The 15917-nt window shown below is 71.5% G+C and carries 12 protein-coding genes and 1 pseudogene; 6 read left to right on the top strand and 7 right to left on the bottom strand.

Annotated features, from left to right (window positions below; translation table 11 throughout):
• Window positions 1-4: 4 nt before the first annotated feature.
• Both ABD743_RS34570 and ABD743_RS34565 read right to left on the bottom strand, forming a co-directional pair.
• Window positions 5-1516: a sodium:solute symporter family protein gene (locus ABD743_RS34570; protein ID WP_344727322.1), complete on the bottom strand. Its 1512-nt coding sequence runs from the start codon at window positions 1514-1516 to the stop codon at window positions 5-7.
• An 8-nt stretch (window positions 1517-1524) separates the two neighbouring features.
• Entirely contained in the window at window positions 1525-1782 is a 258-nt protein-coding gene (locus ABD743_RS34565) for a DUF3311 domain-containing protein (RefSeq protein ID WP_344727320.1), read from the bottom strand.
• Between the two features lie 208 nt (window positions 1783-1990).
• Here ABD743_RS34565 and ABD743_RS34560 point away from each other — a divergent pair, with 208 nt between their 5' ends.
• Together ABD743_RS34560 and ABD743_RS34555 are read left to right on the top strand one after the other, a co-directional pair.
• Window positions 1991-3223 carry a metal-dependent hydrolase family protein gene (locus ABD743_RS34560; RefSeq protein ID WP_344727318.1) on the top strand — a complete coding sequence of 411 codons (1233 nt, stop codon included), beginning with the start codon at window positions 1991-1993 and terminating at the stop codon, window positions 3221-3223.
• Between the two features lie 23 nt (window positions 3224-3246).
• Window positions 3247-4431 (top strand): aminotransferase class V-fold PLP-dependent enzyme, encoded by a 1185-nt coding sequence (locus ABD743_RS34555; protein WP_344727316.1) that lies wholly within the window; start codon window positions 3247-3249, stop codon window positions 4429-4431.
• A 152-nt stretch (window positions 4432-4583) separates the two neighbouring features.
• Here ABD743_RS34555 and ABD743_RS34550 read toward each other — a convergent pair whose 3' ends face one another.
• Window positions 4584-5999 (bottom strand): amidase, encoded by a 1416-nt coding sequence (locus tag ABD743_RS34550; protein ID WP_344727314.1) that lies wholly within the window; start codon window positions 5997-5999, stop codon window positions 4584-4586.
• Between the two features lie 464 nt (window positions 6000-6463).
• Between ABD743_RS34550 and ABD743_RS44635 the strand changes: the two are divergent.
• A pseudogene (locus tag ABD743_RS44635) lies at window positions 6464-6841 on the top strand (C40 family peptidase); the annotation flags it as partial.
• A 1116-nt stretch (window positions 6842-7957) separates the two neighbouring features.
• Here the strand turns inward: ABD743_RS44635 and ABD743_RS34540 are convergent.
• Genes ABD743_RS34540 through ABD743_RS34525 form a run of 4 tightly spaced genes read right to left on the bottom strand, consistent with a single transcriptional unit; the run spans window position 7958 to window position 11665 of the window.
• Entirely contained in the window at window positions 7958-8320 is a 363-nt protein-coding gene (locus ABD743_RS34540; RefSeq protein WP_344727310.1) for a hypothetical protein, read from the bottom strand.
• On the bottom strand, window positions 8317-11088 hold the full coding sequence (locus ABD743_RS34535; protein ID WP_344727308.1) for an FtsK/SpoIIIE domain-containing protein: 2772 nt from the start codon (window positions 11086-11088) through the stop codon (window positions 8317-8319). The genes ABD743_RS34540 and ABD743_RS34535 overlap by 4 nt, the downstream gene beginning before the upstream one ends.
• A gap of 6 nt (window positions 11089-11094) precedes the next feature.
• A complete protein-coding gene (locus ABD743_RS34530; protein WP_344727306.1) occupies window positions 11095-11346 on the bottom strand; it encodes a hypothetical protein in 252 nt (83 codons plus the stop codon).
• Between the two features lie 58 nt (window positions 11347-11404).
• Window positions 11405-11665: a hypothetical protein gene (locus ABD743_RS34525; RefSeq protein ID WP_241035757.1), complete on the bottom strand. Its 261-nt coding sequence runs from the start codon at window positions 11663-11665 to the stop codon at window positions 11405-11407.
• A gap of 173 nt (window positions 11666-11838) precedes the next feature.
• On the opposite strand from ABD743_RS34525, the gene ABD743_RS34520 reads away from it, so the two are divergent.
• The 3 genes from ABD743_RS34520 (at window position 11839) to ABD743_RS34510 (ending at window position 15883) form a co-directional block, all read left to right on the top strand.
• A complete protein-coding gene (locus ABD743_RS34520; protein ID WP_344727304.1) occupies window positions 11839-13167 on the top strand; it encodes an Nramp family divalent metal transporter in 1329 nt (442 codons plus the stop codon).
• A 305-nt stretch (window positions 13168-13472) separates the two neighbouring features.
• On the top strand, window positions 13473-14663 hold the full coding sequence (locus tag ABD743_RS34515) for an EfeM/EfeO family lipoprotein (RefSeq protein WP_344727303.1): 1191 nt from the start codon (window positions 13473-13475) through the stop codon (window positions 14661-14663).
• Window positions 14660-15883 (top strand): Dyp-type peroxidase, encoded by a 1224-nt coding sequence (locus ABD743_RS34510; RefSeq protein WP_344727301.1) that lies wholly within the window; start codon window positions 14660-14662, stop codon window positions 15881-15883. The genes ABD743_RS34515 and ABD743_RS34510 overlap by 4 nt, the downstream gene beginning before the upstream one ends.
• Window positions 15884-15917 lie beyond the last annotated feature (34 nt).

Here is a 15917-nt window from a genome sequence, read left to right as displayed (position 1 = left end):
CGCCTCATCCTCGCAGCGTGCTGCTTCCGGCCGGCACCTCGGCCACCAGCACCGCCTCCGGCATGCCGACGGCGATCGCCGCCTGACCCGGTGGCCGGGTCACGAGGCTCACCAGCACGGTCACCACGATGTTGAGGACGAGGGCCGGCAGTCCGATCACGGTGCCCGCCGGGCACAGTGCCAGCAGGGCGGCGTTGAGCGGTGGGAACACGATGCCGGCCGCGCCGACGACCACCCCGCACAGCACGCCGACCGCCGTGACCCGCCGCCACAGCAGCGAGAGGAACAGGGCCGGGGCGAGCTGTCCGATCGCGTTGTAGACGTTCACCATGATGTTGACCAGCGCGGTGTTCTGGGTCGTGGTGACCGCGACGGCGACAGCAGCGAGCACGACCACGCCGATCCGGCTGACCCGCAGCTGCTCCCGGTCGGTCGCGGTGCGCCGGGCCAACGCGTAGACGTTGCGGGTGAAGAGGGTGCTGCAGGTCAGGAGCAACACCGCGGTGGGGACGAGCGCCACGAGGATGCCGGCGCCTGCGAGCAGGCCGACCAGCCAGTCGGGGGAATGCTCCCGGACGAAGATCAGGAGCGAGCCGTTGGCCTGCGACCCCTTCAACCCGGGGTGCGTCAACAGCGCGGCCAGCGCGATCACGATGATCAGGATGTAGAACAGCGAGTACAACGGCTGGACGATCTGGTTGCGGCGGACCGTCGCCACGTCCTTGGCGCTGAAGGACACCTGGAACGAGTGGGGCAGGACGAAGGCCCCGATGGGGGTGAGCAGCAGGAAGCTCATCCACCACCAGTCGTTGCTCGCCGTGCCCGTCGTCATCCCGGGCAGCGTGGCCGCGGCCGGGTGCTCGCGAGCGACGGCGTCGAAGATCCCGCCCCAGCCGTTCACGCCCGCCGCCTCGGCGGCGGTGAAGGCGATGGCAATGAGAACCACCAGAAGCAGGATGTCCTTGACCACGGCGCCGAACGCGGCGCTGCGCATTCCGCCGGTGAAGATGAACACGACGACGGCGAGCCCGGCGATCACGACGTACCAGGTGGCCGAGAGGCCCTGGCCGAAGAGGGTCTGCAGCACCAGTGAGAGCCCGGTCAGCTGCACCTCGGAGTAGAGCAGCAGCCCGACGATGCCGAACAACGCCAGTACCGCGCCCAGCCATGGAGCGTCGAACCGTGCGGTGAAGTAGTCGCCCTCGGTCATCAGGCCGTGGGTCTTGCCTGCCCGCCAGATCTTGGGCACCACCCAGTAGCCGATCGCGGAGGTCAGCACCACGGTGCCCAGCACGTAGTAACCGGCCGCCCCGTCGACGTAGACGCTCTGGGACGCCCCCAGCAGCGCGAAAGTCGTGAACGTCTCCCCGGCCAGGATGAACCAGAAGAGAAAGCTCCCGAAGCTGCGGCCACCGACCGCCCACTCGGCGATGTCGAGCCGCTTGCCTCGGGCGGCGAGCACGGCGCCCACCACGATCGAGCCGACGCCCACCAGCAGCGCGATGAAGTACGTCATGCGTGCTCCTACGCCTCTTCGAGGTGGCCGTGGCGAGCGTCCAACAGGTAGACGACGCCGATCGCGGCGCTACCGATCAGCACTCCCGCCACCATCCACACCAGCAGGAACGGCACGTGCCCGAACGCGTAGGGCACGTGGCCTGCCCACGGCACCGCGGCGATGCACCATAGGAACGGCAGCACGAGGAGCAGGCGGTACCAGCGGCGGCCCGGTTTCGGCACCGCGCCGAGCGTGGGTGGCAGCTCGTCGGACGTACTGGGCACGGTGATCTCCCTCGGTCGCACGCGCTGGACGCCCGTTGGCGATGGTCAAGAAGACTGCAACCATGATCCAAGCTTGTCAATGTGCTTGAACATCGTTGACTGAGGTTGAATCCATATCTAACGTCGTCGCTCGATGAGCGACTTTGGGAGCGGACCAGAGCCTGTCCTCCTGCGAGCGGACAGGTTGCTGCCGCGTGCGGACGCCCCCGTGATCGAGGACGGGGCGGTGCTGGCCGTGGACGGCCGGATCGCCGCGGTGGGCCCGTGGGCCGAGGTCTCCCGCCAAGCCGCGCCGGACGTCCGCCTGGTGGAGCTGGGTGACCGCACACTGATGCCAGGCCTGATCGACTGCCACGTCCACCTGGCGATGGATGGCAGTGTCTCGTCCACGGACAGCGAGCTGACCGCCACCGACGCCGAGCTGGCGTGCCGGATGATCAACAGCGCCCGCCGGCTGCTGGACGCCGGAGTCACCGCTGCCCGCGACCTGGGCTGCCGCGGCGCCGTGGCCACCACGATCCGCGACGCCGTGCGCGACGGCCTCGTCCCCGGCCCGCGGCTGCAGGTGGCCAACGCGCCGATCACCGTCACCGCCGGGCACGCCTGGGCGATGGGTGGGGAAGCCGATGGCGCACTCGAGGTGGTGCGGGAGGTCCGGATCCGGGCCAAGCAGCGCACCGACGTCGTCAAGATCATGTCCACCGGCGGGTTCATGACCGCCGGAAGCCGCCCGTGGCACGCCCGCTACACCGTCGAGGAGCTGCAGGCCTGCGTCGACGAAGCGCACCGGCTCGGCATGCCTGTCACCACGCACGCACTCGGGGTGGAGGGCATCCGCCGCGCCGTGGAAGCCGGGGTCGACATGATCGAGCACTGCGGCTGGGTCACCGAGCACGGCACCCGATTCGACGCCGAGATCGCGCGGCGGATCGCCGAGCGCGGGATCGTCGTCTGTCCCACGATGAACACCGCTTGCCTGCCCGACCCCTACTTCTGCCCGTGGGACGAGCGCGATGCTCTGATCGCGAACCTGCGGGCGATGCGGGAGGCCGGCATCGAGCTGGTCGCCGGCACCGACGCCGGTATCGGCCTCGTCCCGTTCGAGAACTACGCGGACGGGCTCGACGTCCTTGCCGACGCCGGGATGTCCACCCGCGAGATCATCGCAGCGGCTACGCACCGAGCGGCGGCGGCGTGCGGACTCGGCGCGGTGACCGGGCAGCTCGCCACCGGGCTGGCGGCCGACGTGGTCGCCGTCCCCGGCGACCCCACCGAGAGCATCGACGTTCTACACCGGCCCGCCTGCACGCTCGCGGCAGGCCGGTTGCACTGGTGCCCGGAACGCACCCGGGAGAACCTGGCGGCAGAACGCGAGGTTCATCGGGAGGCTGCGCTCTCGGTGCGCAGGCAGTTGGTGGTCGGCTCGGGGCGGATCGGCTGAGGTCGGCAGTGGAAAGGCACGAGATGAGCAGCGTGACCGGCGAGAGAACTCTCGCCGAGACGATCCGGCACCGGTTCCCGATCTTCGAGAACCGGGTCTACCTCAACAGCTGCTCGCAGGGAGCACTCTCGGACGCGGTGCGAGCCGCCTATGGCGACTACCTGGCCGGGCTCGAGGCCGAGGGCTCACTGTGGAGCCACTGGGTCGAGCGCAGCGAGCATGCGCGCAGCGCGTTCGCCCGGGTGCTGCACGCCGACGCGGACAGCGTCGCGGTCACCACCTCGGTCTCGGCAGGCGTCAGCGCGTTGGCGTCAGCGCTGGAATTCGGCGAGCGCGACACCGTGGTCACCACCGAGCTGGAGTTCCCGACGATCGGGCAGATCTGGCACGCCCAGGAGCGGCGGGGCGCGCGTGTGGTGCACGTTCCCGCGGAGGACGACAACACGCTCTCGCTCGACCGGCTCGCGGAGGCGATCGACGAGCGCACGGCGATCGTGTCGATCACCCACGTCTGCTATCTCAACGGAAGCCTGCTGGACGTCGAGGCGATCACGCGGCTCGCCCACGAACGCGGCGCACTCGTCCTGCTGGACACGTACCAGTCCGTGGGCGCGGTACCGATCGACGTCGGCGCCCTGGGAGTCGACTTCGTGACCGGTGGCGCGCTGAAGTACCTGCTCGGCTCGCCGGGGATCGGGTTCCTCTACGCGAACCCCTCGACCACCGCTCACGTCGTGCCGACCTCGACGGGGTGGTTCGCGGACGAGGACATCTTCGCGATGCGCGTCGACCGCTACCGGCCGGCGGCGAACGCACGGCGGTTCGAGGCGGGTACGCCGCCGATCCCCGCGGTGTACGCGGCCATCGCCGGAGTCGAGCTCATGCTGGAGATCGGCATCGAAGCGACGGCCGCGCACGTCCGCGGGCTCAACGACCGGCTGATCGACGAGGTCGTCGCCATGGGCGGTGTGGTCGCCACCCCGAAGGACCCGGCCCGCCGCGGCCCGCTGGTGGCCGTTGCGTCCACGGATGTCGAGCAGCTCGTGCAGCGGCTGGAGAACGACGGCATCGTCACGTCGTCGCGCGCCGGCAACCTGCGGATCTCGCCGCATTGCTACAACACGGCCGAGGACGTGGAGAAACTGCTGGCCGCTCTGCACGCCCACCGCGACCTGCTTTGCCTATCCTCCGCGGGTCGCCCGATCTGAGTGCGCGACTCACCCCGTTTTCGGGCGCTGGTCGTCCGCCTCGGGATGTTCCTCCGCCTGGACAAAGCCGTTCTCAGCCTGAGATGTCCGCTCCCCGGCCCTCCGGGTCGCGGAACCGTGACGTGCGGTTCCGCGACCCGGTAAGCAGAGGGTCAGAGTGTGGGAACGGCGACTGCGGGCCGGACCAGCCCGTGACCCGTGGCCTGCTCGAACGCCCGCCCGATCCGCAGCAGCCCCGCCTCCCCCTGGTAGGGGCCGACCATCTGCACACCGACGGGCAGACCGCCCGGCGTGAACCCCGCAGGCACGGACAACGCCGGGCAGCCCGTCACCGAGATCAGGTAGGCCGAGCCCATCCACTCGAGGTAGTCGTGCATCGGCACGCCGGCCACCTCCGTGGGGTACTCCGCCTCCACCGGGAACGGCGGCACCTGGCTCACCGGTGCGAGCAGCACGTCGTAGCGGTCGAAGAACTCCCGCATGCGCTCCTGGAGCGCCGCCTGCCGGGCGTGGGCACGGCTGACGTCCGGGCCGGTGAGCCCCCGGCCGATGAGGATGTTCTCGCGAAGTGTCGCCTTGAAGTCGTCGGGATGCTCGTCGAGCAACGCCGAGTAGGTGAGCTCGAACAGCCACGCCCGCAACGTCCGGAACGCCTCGTCGGCGCCGGTGAGATCGGGGCAGGCAGGTTCGACGGAGCAGCCGAGCCCCTCGAACACGCTCGCGGTCTTCTCGATCACCGCGCGTACGTCCGGATCCACCGGCACCTCGCCACCGAGGTCGGGCGCCAGGGCGACACGCAGACCCCGGACGTCGGTGGGCGGCTCGGCGGCGAACTCCGATCCGGGCGTGTCGAGGGACAACCGGTCGCGCGGGTCGGGTCCGGCCAGCACGCTGAGCAGGAGCCCTACATCGGAGACCGTGCGGGCCATCGGCCCGGTCACCGCCAGGCTCGACCATGGCGCCGCGGTCGGCCACACGGGCACGCGGCCGGATGAAGGGCGCAACCCGACCACGTTGTTGAACGAGGCGGGATTGCGCAGGGACCCACCCGTGTCACCGCCGTCGGCGAGCGCATGCATCCCGCATGCGAGCGCGGCCGCGGCGCCCCCGCTGCTCCCACCGGCCGATCGGCTCAGGTCGTAGGGGTTGCGCGTCACCCCGAAGACGGGGTTGACGGTGTGGCTCCCGGCGGCGAACTCCGGCACGTTGGTCTTGCCGATCGTGATCGCACCCGCGGAACGGATCCGCTCCACCACCAGGGCGTCGCGCGCGGGCACGTTGTCGGCCAGCAGCGGTGACCCGTAGGTGGTGCGGATCCCGGCGGTGTCGTGGGTGTCCTTGTGCGCGACGGGCAGGCCGTGCAGCGGCCCGATCTCCTCGCCGTGGACCAGTCGCTCGTCAGCGGCCGCCGCCTCCTCGGCCGCGCGCTCGGCGACGAGGGTGACGATCGCGTTGACCTCGGGGTTGCAGCGCTCGATCTGTGCGAGGTGCGCCGCGAGCACCTCGCGGGCAGACACTTCCTTGGCCCTCAGCATCCTGGCGACTTCGCGCGCATCGGTGAAGATCACGCTTCCATGGTCCTCCTTTCGCCTCGGTGACGGCTGGGCGAACGCCCGGGTGGTTCGTCGCGCTCATCTAGCGCACGGATGCGGCGAGAGGCACGATCGGACTACCTACCGGGCATGGAGGTGACGACGTGACGAACGAGCGCCACCGCATTCCCCGGTGGCCCGCCGTCGCCGCCGCCGTCCTCGCTCTCGTCGGTGTCGTCCTGGTGAGTCTCCCGGCCCAGGACGTCGTCGCAGCCCCAGCAGCAGTCGAGGACGCCGTTCAGGCGCAGGTCACCGCACCGGTGCGGCCCGCATCCTTCGGCCGGAAGTTCGGCGGGGCCAACCCCGGCCGCACGGGCCCGATCGTTCTCGGCCTGACGATCGCCGACCTGGGCGATCCGGCGACCGTCGCCGTGCCGACCGCGGCACAGCCGCCCGCGGCCCGCATTCCTGACGTACCGAGGATCACCACCACGGCCAAGCCCGGCACTGCGGCTGCGGTCGCGATCGCCTTCGCGCTGGTGCAACGCGGTCTGCCCTACGTATGGGGCGGGGACGGACCGCTCTCCGGTGAGGCGGGTTTCGACTGTTCGGGCCTCACCACGGCCGCCTACGACTGGGCAGGCATCTCCCTGCCCCGTACCGCCCACACGCAGTACTACGCCGGCCCGCACGTGCCGGCGGACGCGCCGCTGGAGCCGGGTGACCTGGTGTTCTACGGAGTGCCGGAGCGCGTACACCACGTCGGGCTCTACCTCGGCAACGGCCGGATGATCAACGCTCCGACCTTCGGCAAGCCGGTACGTACAGCCTTCGTCCGCTATCCCGGTGACGACTACCTCGGCGCCACCCGTCCTGCCGCGGGCCGTGACGCGCCCGGGCTGCTGGAGGCGCCGGACCTCCCGTTCGACGTCCCGCCCGAGCCCGCACCGGACGCGCCACCCGGCCCCGCCGAGTTCCCCGCTCCGCCCGCGCCGGACGACGTCCCGGCCACTCCCGCGCCCGGCACGCAGGCGCCCACTCCTTCCACCATCGTCGCCGCCCCGGCTCCGGGCGCACCGACGTCCGCTGCTGCCCCCGACGGTTCCGTGTCGCAGCCGCCGCCGACCGGTCCTGCCGCGACCGGTTCCGCGGCGCAGCCGCCGCGGGGGCCCGCCGCGCAGCAGGGCACGGCCGCCGGCGCCACCGCGACGTCCGGGAGTGCTCCACCCGCCGGCCCGCCCTCGGGCGATGCGGCGACCAGACCACCGACGGCCGATCGCGCCGGCGCACCGACGGCCAGGCCGTCGGAACCCACCCCGCCGACGACCGGCGACCTCGCCCGCAGCGCACCGGCGCAGGCCACCACCACACCGCCCACGAGCACCCCGGGCGCCGGCGCACCCTCGGAGTCGGGCGCCCGGGCCACCACGCCGCCGGGCAGCGCACCACCGAGCAGCGCACCGGCGCAGGCCACGACCGATCCGCCGACACGCACACCACGTGCCGATACGTCGACCACCCGGGCGCCGGAGACAGCCGACCGCACCACCACCCCGCCGCCCGCCAGCACACCGGCGCAGGCCACCACGCCGCCCGGTGACGACGACACCACCGGGGCCGCCGGGGCTCCGACGCCCAACACCGTCGGCCTGCCGGACGGCGCGACGCTCGGTCTCGTCGCCGCGAAGGCGGGAGGGCCGATGGTCGCGCCGACCCGGGCGGGGACGGCGTCGGTGATGCGCACCGGCGGCACCACCGTGATCACGCTGCCTGCAACCGCGGGCACGGTCGGTCTTTCCCGCGGCAGCACCATCCAGCTCACCAACGCCTCGGGTGACCCGTCCGAGTTCGAGGTCCAGGGGAAGCGGACGGTCGACGCCGACACCGCCGCCGGGCTCGTCGCCTCGGGCGACAACCGCCTCGTGCTGCTGCAATCCCTCGACGACGGCCAGGTGCTGGTGGTCCTCGCGAGCTGAGAAGCGGCGGGCGTCGGGTCAGCGCAGGGGGGGTAGGCCGAAGCGGCGGCGCCGGACCGCGTCGAGCAGGTCGGCGGAACGCCGTTCGAGTTCGGCGTCGAACCGGTCGAGATCGGCCGGGTCGGCGTGCGGGTCGGGGCCCGGGCGCGGCCGCAGCTTCATCCACGACTCCATCCACAGCGCCTCGAGCGCTGCCTCCCAGTGCAGCTCCACGGCGAACCTGGTCAGCGAGGCCCGCTCCCCCGCCCCCAGCATCTCGGCATGGAGGCGGATTCGTTCCCTGGCCAGATCCGTTGCGCGCCCCCGGTCTCGCTCGTGCAGTGCCGCGGCGGCGGCGGTGATGCCCGCGACGACCTCCTTGTACTCGCGTGCGGCGCTCACTCGGCCTCCGGAAGGGACGGGACGATGACCACCTCGGGCGCCGCATGCTGGGCGCGGTCGAAGAACAACCCACGGCCGGGCCGGGGTGACCAGTTGACCAACATCCCGGGGACGAGGGCCTGCACCTCGGAGCCCTGGACGTCCAGCGCCACCCACGCCCCGAGGTCGTCGACGGACGCACTCATCATCAGCAACGCCCGCAACCGCTGCACGCTGCGCCACCACCCCAGCACGTGCACGCCGGTCTCGGGCCCGAAGCGCATCAGCTTGCGCATCGCCTCGGTGCCCTCCCGTTCAAGCACGGTGTCGGCCGCGTCGGCGGCGTAGAGCACCAGCACGACGGGACGGCCGGGCGCCGGGCCGCTCAGCCGGTCGGTGACATCCTTCGCGAGCTCCTCCACCCGGGCGCGCACGCCGTCGAGCCCGACGATCTCGACGGGCGTACCGGTCGCGGCGATCCGATCGGCCAGCCGCGCTGCCGGCTCCGCCGCCTCCGCGACCAGCGGGGCCACCACGACGTCCACCCCGTCCGCCGGGTACTGCCCGGCCAGCGAGGCCGCCGCCGCCCCGAGCACCCGCACCGCCTCGCGCCCGACGGCCGCGAGCACGCCCAGGTTGCGGCCCGGTGCATCCGGCAACCCGACGGCGGCCGCGCTCCCTGCTACGTCGATGCTCTGCCCGACGAGTGCACGGGGAACGCCGTCACGCGGAAGGCCGGCCGCGAGGTCGGTGAACCGCGGTGAGCTGCTCCCGTCGAACAGACGCGGCTGCGGGCGGCCCTCGGCGTACCTCTCGTGCAGGACGCGCTGCACCGCTCCGACGCTCGACGTGGCGGCCTCGCCGGCCGACGCGCCCTGCCCGGAGGCGTCCGGGAGCCGGACGATCTCGTTGCCGTGCTTGATCCCGGACTCGTGGTTGATCACCGCGTGCCAGCGCGGCAGGTCGAGGCTGGCGTCGTTGAGCTCGGCGAGCACCCGGCGGGCCCGCGGCAGGGCGATCCGCAGCACGAACTGCTCGAAGATCGCCGGACGGCCCCAGAACGCCTCGATGCCCGACACGTCCTGGCTCGCCAGCACCAGGTGGATCCCCTGGGATCGCCCACGCCGGGCGACGTCCTCGAGCAGGAGCGTCGCCGCCCGCGTCACGGCGTCGCGCTCGGCGAACAGGTACTGGAACTCGTCGATCACGGCGACGATGCGCGGCCAGCGTCCCTCGGGATCGGCCGCGCGCAGCTCCTCCAGCTTGGTCACCTCGTACGCCTTCGCGGCTTCGGCGCGGCGGCGCATCTCGTCGGCGAGGAACTGCAGCAGCGCCAGGCCGAACTCGCGGTCGGTGTTGATGTTGACCCCGACGAGCCGGGCGTGCGGAAGCCAGGTGCGGTCCCGGCGACCGGGTGCGAACTGCGCGAAGGACACGCCCTCCTTGAAGTCGAGCAGGTAGAACTCCAGCTCGTCGGGGTCGTACCGGGTGGCCAGCGCGCTGATCATCGTGAGCAGCAGGTTCGTCTTTCCCGAGCCGCTCGGACCGCCGATCAGCGCGTGCGGCGAGGAGTCGGCGAGCGCGATCTCCACGGGCAGCCCGTCGGCGAACCCGACGGGCGCGTGCAGGCTCGACACCGAAGGGGTCTTCCCCCACTGCGCGGGCGGCGGAAGCACGTCGGCGAAGGTGCCGATCCGGCTGCGCCAGCCCTCGTACGCGTCGGCGATGGCGTGGCTCGCCCGCGTGACCTCGGCAGGCGGCAACGGCGGCTCCAGATCCACGGCGACGTGCGGCCCGGTCATCGACGACACCGCCGTGCCGGCATCGTCCACGCGCACGCTCTCGACCGGCGCGTTGATCGTCATCGGCACGTCGAGCAGCACCAGCTGCACCCCGCAGGCGAGCCCGCCGCGGGCCACCCGCTGCAGCTGGCGGTGCTCGTCGTCCTTCAGTGGTGCCCGGTTGCCGACGAGCACGGCGACGATCCAGGGCTCGTTGCGGGCGCCCGTCGACTCGGCGAGGGCGCGCAGCGAAGGATGACCGTCGACGAGCAGGCGGGTGTGCACCCGCCGGATGCGGTCGGAGAGCTCGTCGAGCAGCTGCGGCAGCATGGCCGGGTCGTGCACCGTGAGCAGGCCGGTGCGGGTCAGCGGGTACAGCCCCGGCAGGGCTCCGGTGAACTGGCCGACGTCCCACACGTGCAGCTGAACGATCCCGGGCCGGAAGTAGCTCATGACGCGCAGCAGCAGGCCCTCCACCAGCGCCTCCGCGCGCGCACGGCCGTCATGCCCGGAGCTCACCTGCAGGTGCGACTCGTCGAGCAGCGGAACCGCCACAGGGAAGTCGACGGGCGCCGCGTCCTCGATCCGGCCGGTGCCGATCGACCACAAGGAAGGGACCGGTCCCGAGCCGTCAACCCCACCGACCCGGGCGAGCCAGTGCTCGGGCGCGAGGCCTGCCGCACCGGGCGCGGCCTCCTGGAGGATGTCGGCGAGCTGCCGCGGCCCGTCGTCGAGCCACCCGGCGAACGCCTCCCTGCGGTCGGCCCGGACGCGTTCCAGGGGGCCGGACAACGCGGGGTTGGAGAGCAGCGGTCGCATCCCGGCGTCGGCCTGCACCGCGTCGAGACCTTCGGTGCGCAGCCACATCTCCACCATGGCCTCGGCGTGCGCCCGGATGGTGGACTCGCGGCGGCCCTCGGCCGCGCCGAGTGCAGACGCCACCGCGTCGCACAGCGCGTCGAAGGCCTCGGTGATCCGCTGCTGGCGCCGGTTCAGCCCACGTGCCACGCCGGCCTACAGCCGTGCGTCGATGTCGGAGACGACCGCGGCGCCCGTGGAGATCAGCCCGAGCCCGCGCTCCAGCTCGTCGGCGGCGCGCCGGAGCTCGTCGGGGACCAACGGCTCGGAGTGCTGCTCACCGAGCTCCGAGAGCACGGCGACGGCGTCGGCGATCCGGGTGCGTGCGATGCCGGCCTGCTCGTAGGCGCTGGTGATCTGTGCGGCCACGCCGGCCAGGGCGGCACGGATCTCGCCGAGCTCACTCATCGCGATCGGCCCCGGTGTCGGGCGTCATCTCGTTCACGGCGTTCTACTCACGGCATCGTCACAGACGGTTCGCAACGCCCTCGGAGGCCTGGATCGCTGCGTGAACTGCTTGCTGCACATCGCTGATGCTGCCGACGGCCTGGGCCAGCAGCCCGTTCGCCTCCGACACATCGGCCTGCGCGCTGCCCTCGGTGACCCGCAGCAGCGCGCCTTGTGCCTGTTCTAGCGAGGAGTGCGCCTGTTGCAGTGCACCGAGGCTCTCGGAGGCCTTGTCGTTGGCCAGCGCAATACCGGCTCGGACCTCTTCGATGCTCGCCATGACCGCACTCCCCGTCGTGCCTGTACTGCTTGTACACCGAGAAATCTAGTCGCGCGGCCGCTACCGGGCGCGTGCGGGCTGTGACCGGTCTCGGCCCTGGTCGCGATCGCTTCAGACCCGTACGTTCGTCCCAAAACCTCCTGACGAGAACTTCCGGCATGGAGAGGGCGCGCATGGCATCCGACATCGCCACAACGACGACACCGCCTACTGGATTCGGGGCCAGGGTCAAACAGGTCGGACCGGGTCTCCTCGCCGCGGCCACGGGTGTCGGTGCCGGTGACCTGGTCGCCACGATGGTGGCCGGCGCCCGCTTCGGCACGGTGCTGCTCTGGGCCGCCGTCCTCGGGGCGGCGCTGAAGCTCGCACTCGGGGAGGGCGTGGGCCGCTGGAACCTCGCCTCGGGAGCGACCCTGCTCGACGGCTGGCGGCGGCTCGGGTACTGGGCCACCGTCTTCTTCGGCATCTACATCGTCATCTGGGGCTTCGTCTACGGCGCCACGGCGATGTCCGCGGTCGGCCTGCCGCTCAACGCCCTGTTCGGCGGGCTGTCGGTGCGGTACTGGGCGATGATCGCCGGTGTCGTCGGCCTCGTTCTCGTGTGGGCGCAGCGCTACCACGTCTTCGAGAAGTTCATGACCGTGCTGGTCCTGATCAAGTTCGTCTCCGTGGTGTCGATCGCCTTCCTCGTCTCCCCCGACCTGGGCGAGCTCGCGAACGGGCTGGTCCCCCGCCTTCCCGAGGGGTCACTGATCTACGTGCTCGGCCTCATCGGCGGGGTCGGCGGCACGATCACGATGGCGGCCTACGGCTACTGGATGATCGCGAAGGGCTGGAAGGGCACCGGCTGGCTCGCGACGATGCGGCTGGACAACGCGATCGGCTACATCATGACCGCGATCTTCGTGATCGCCATGCTCATCGTGGGTGCGGAGATCCTGCTCGGCCAGGATCTCACCGAGAGCGACACGGGGCTGCTCACCCTCGGCACGGAACTCGGCGCCCGGTACGGCGAATGGGCACGGATCCTGTTCCTCGTCGGCTTCCTGGCCGTCACCAGCACGTCGCTGCTGGGCACGTGGAACGGGGTCAGCCTGCTGTTCACCGACTGGACGCGCACGATCCGACTGCCGCACGGGGCGAAGGCCCGGATCGGCGCGAGCGCGGACTCTCCCGGCGCGGCCGCCGCCAGTGTCACCTCCACGGGCTACCAGGCCGCCGCGGCCGAGAAGAGCCTCCCGTTCCGCGCGTACCTGCTCTGGCTCACCCTGCCGCCGATGGCGCTGCTGTTCTTCGACCGGCCCTTCACCCTGACGCTGGTCTACGGCGTGATGGGGGCCGCCTTCATGCCGTTCCTCGGCGGCACCCTGCTCATGCTGCTCAACTCGAAGCTCGTCGCCCCGGAGGGCCGCTCCGGATGGCTGTCGAACATCATGCTCACCGCAGCGTCGGCACTGTTCTTCGTACTTCTGGTGATGGACCTGATGAACCGATTCGGATGATCACAGGAAAAGCGGAGTAAATACCCGATACGGACGAAACAAGATATTGCAGGCAACCGTACTGCGGATTGACGACCTGTCGTCGACCCGGAGTAGAATGATTCGTGAACTCGCAGGGAAAGCGTCTTATTCCCCGTTTTCCCGCTCTTTTCCGTTCCATACTGCTCACGTCGGACCGAACGAGTAGCAGGAGAACGACCGTGCCCGCCTCACGAGAGGCCCGCTGGACACTCGGCGGGTTCGCTTCGCACGCTCTTCCGCTCCATACCGCTCTCGCCGGACCGAACGAGTAGCAGGAGAAGACGGTGCCTGCCTCACGAGAGGCCCGCTGGCCGCTCGCCGGGCTCGCAGTGGTCGCACTCGTCGTGACCGGGGCAGCCACGCTGTGGCCCGCACCCTCCGCCTCGCCCGCCCCGCCCCCGACGTCCGATCCGGTGGTCTCCGTGTCGCGGTCGTCGTGCGGCCAGGACTGGACCCGTCCCCGGCCGGGGCCGCAGACGTTCCAGGTGCACAACACCGGCGCGGTCACGACCACCGTCGATCTGATCGAACCGGCCACGGGCGCGGTCGTCGGTGAGGTCGAGGGGGTCGGTTCCGGCACCACCCGGGCCCTGCCGGTGAGCCTCGGCGACGGCGAGTACGCCTTCCGCTGCATCCCGGACGAGGCCGACGCCGTGGTGGGACCGACGGTCCGGATCAGCGGGAGCGGCCTGCCGTCGAACCCCGCCGTCGTGCCGGTGACGCAGGAGGACCTCTACGGCCCCACGAAGGCCTACGAGGCGCAGGTGCTCACCGGGATCGACGCGCTCGTCCGCGACTCCGGCCTGCTCACCGAAGCCGTCCATCGCGGGGACCGCGGTGCGAGCGAGACGGCCTGGTTGACGGCCCACCTGTCCTACGAGCGTCTCGGTGCCGCCTACGGCGCCTTCGGCGACGCCGCCACAGCGATCGACGGCACCACCGCCGGTCTCGCGGGCGGCACGGCGGATCCCGGGTTCACCGGCTTCCACCGTCTGGAGTTCGGGCTCTGGCACGACGAACCGATGGGCGCGCTGGCCGCAGTGGCCGACCGGCTCGACGCCGACGTACGTGACCTCCGGCAGACCTTCCCTGCCGCGCAGATCGATCCGAACGACATGGCGTTGCGCGCCCACGAGATCATGGAGGACGCGCTCCAGTTCGAGGTCAGCGGCCGCACCGACTACGGCAGCGGCACCACCCTCGCCACCACTCTCGCCAACATCGAGGGCACTCGGACCGTGCTGGACGTGCTGCGGCCCGTGCTCCAGCCGCGGATGCCCGCGCTCCCCACAGTGGACTCGTGGCTGGACCGCGCCACCGCGGCCGTGCAGGCCGCCCGCCGTCCCGACGGGACCTGGACGCCGGTCGGTGCGGTCGACCGCGGCGAGCGCGAGAAGATCGACGGCACGATCGCGGAGCTGGCCGAACAGCTCGCACCGATCGCCGGCATCGTCGCACCGAGGCGGGTCTCGTGAGCGCGGGATTGCCGCGCCGCTCGTTCCTGCGCCGGGCGCTGGTCGGGGCCGGGTTCACGGCCGCCGCCGTGGCCGGAGGCGGAGTGGCCGCTGCTGCCGATGGCGACGGCGGGGTCCCGGCGGTGCCGTTCCACGGCCCCCGTCAGGCGGCGATCCTTCGTCCGCCGGCCGAGGAGGGCACCGTCGCGGCGTTCGACGTCATCGCCGCGAACCGGGCGGAACTGACCGACCTGCTGCGCGCCGTCACCGATCGGGCCCGGTTCCTCACCGCGGGCGGCGAGCCGCCTGCGCTGGGCATCACGGCACCTCCGCCGGACTCCGGCGTGCTCGGGCCGGTGGTGCCACCCGGCGACCTGGCCGTGATCGTCGGGGTGGGCGCGTCGCTCTTCGACGACCGCTTCGGGCTCGCCGCCGGCAGGCCTGCCCGGCTGACGACGATGCCGATGTTTCCCAACGACGCGCTCGACCAGGCCCAGTGCCACGGCGACCTGAGCCTGACGCTCTCGGCGTCCTCCCGCGACACGGTGGCGCACGCCCTGCGCGACATCGCCCGCGCCACCCGCGGAGGCATGCAACTGCGCTGGCGCGTGGACGGGTTCACCTCGCCGCCCCGCCCGTCCGGCACCCCCCGCAACCTCATGGGCTTCAAGGACGGCATCGCGAACCCCGATGTGGAGGACGCCGCCGAGATGGACCGCCTGGTGTGGGTGGGCAGTGGGCAACCGGACGAGCCCGCCTGGACCGCCGGTGGCAGCTACCAGGTGGTTCGTGTGATCCGCATGCTCGTGGAGTTCTGGGACCGTGTGTCGCTCGGCGAGCAGGAGAACATGTTCGGCCGCCGTCGCGACACCGGCGCCCCGCTCGACGGGGCGGCGGAGGCCGACATCCCCAAGTACGCGGACGATCCGGTGGGCACCGTGATCCCGTTGACGAGCCATATCCGCCGGGCGAACCCACGCACGCAGGAAACCGATGCGAGCCGAATACTGCGCCGCGCGACGAACTACGACCGCGGAATCGACAGCAACGGGAACCTCGACATGGGACTCGTCTTCACCTGTTACCAGCAGGATCTCCGGCGCCAGTTCGAGGCCGTGCAGAAAAGGCTGGCCGACGAGCCCCTCGTCGACTACGTCTCACCGTTCGGCGGTGGCTACTTCTTCGCATTGCCCGGCGTGACCGACCCGACGGACCACTACGGCCGGGCAATGCTCGCCTGATTCTCCCCCCAGGAGAATTCCCGAAACAGGAGGA

This window comes from Pseudonocardia yunnanensis (assembly GCF_039534065.1).
Taxonomy (GTDB): domain Bacteria; phylum Actinomycetota; class Actinomycetes; order Mycobacteriales; family Pseudonocardiaceae; genus Pseudonocardia; species Pseudonocardia yunnanensis.
Note: the sequence above shows the minus strand (reverse complement) of the source record. Positions and strands in the feature narration are given on the sequence as shown.

What these genes read in the sequence shown, in the direction of transcription:
- ABD743_RS34520 (WP_344727304.1), top strand. Translation starts at nt 11,839, where the DNA reads ATGGCATCCGACATCGCCACAACGACGACACCGCCTACTGGATTCGGG.
- ABD743_RS34555 (WP_344727316.1), top strand. Translation starts at nt 3,247, where the DNA reads ATGAGCAGCGTGACCGGCGAGAGAACTCTCGCCGAGACGATCCGGCAC.
- ABD743_RS34525 (WP_241035757.1), bottom strand. Translation starts at nt 11,665, where the DNA reads ATGGCGAGCATCGAAGAGGTCCGAGCCGGTATTGCGCTGGCCAACGAC.
- ABD743_RS34530 (WP_344727306.1), bottom strand. Translation starts at nt 11,346, where the DNA reads ATGAGTGAGCTCGGCGAGATCCGTGCCGCCCTGGCCGGCGTGGCCGCA.
- ABD743_RS34570 (WP_344727322.1), bottom strand. Translation starts at nt 1,516, where the DNA reads ATGACGTACTTCATCGCGCTGCTGGTGGGCGTCGGCTCGATCGTGGTG.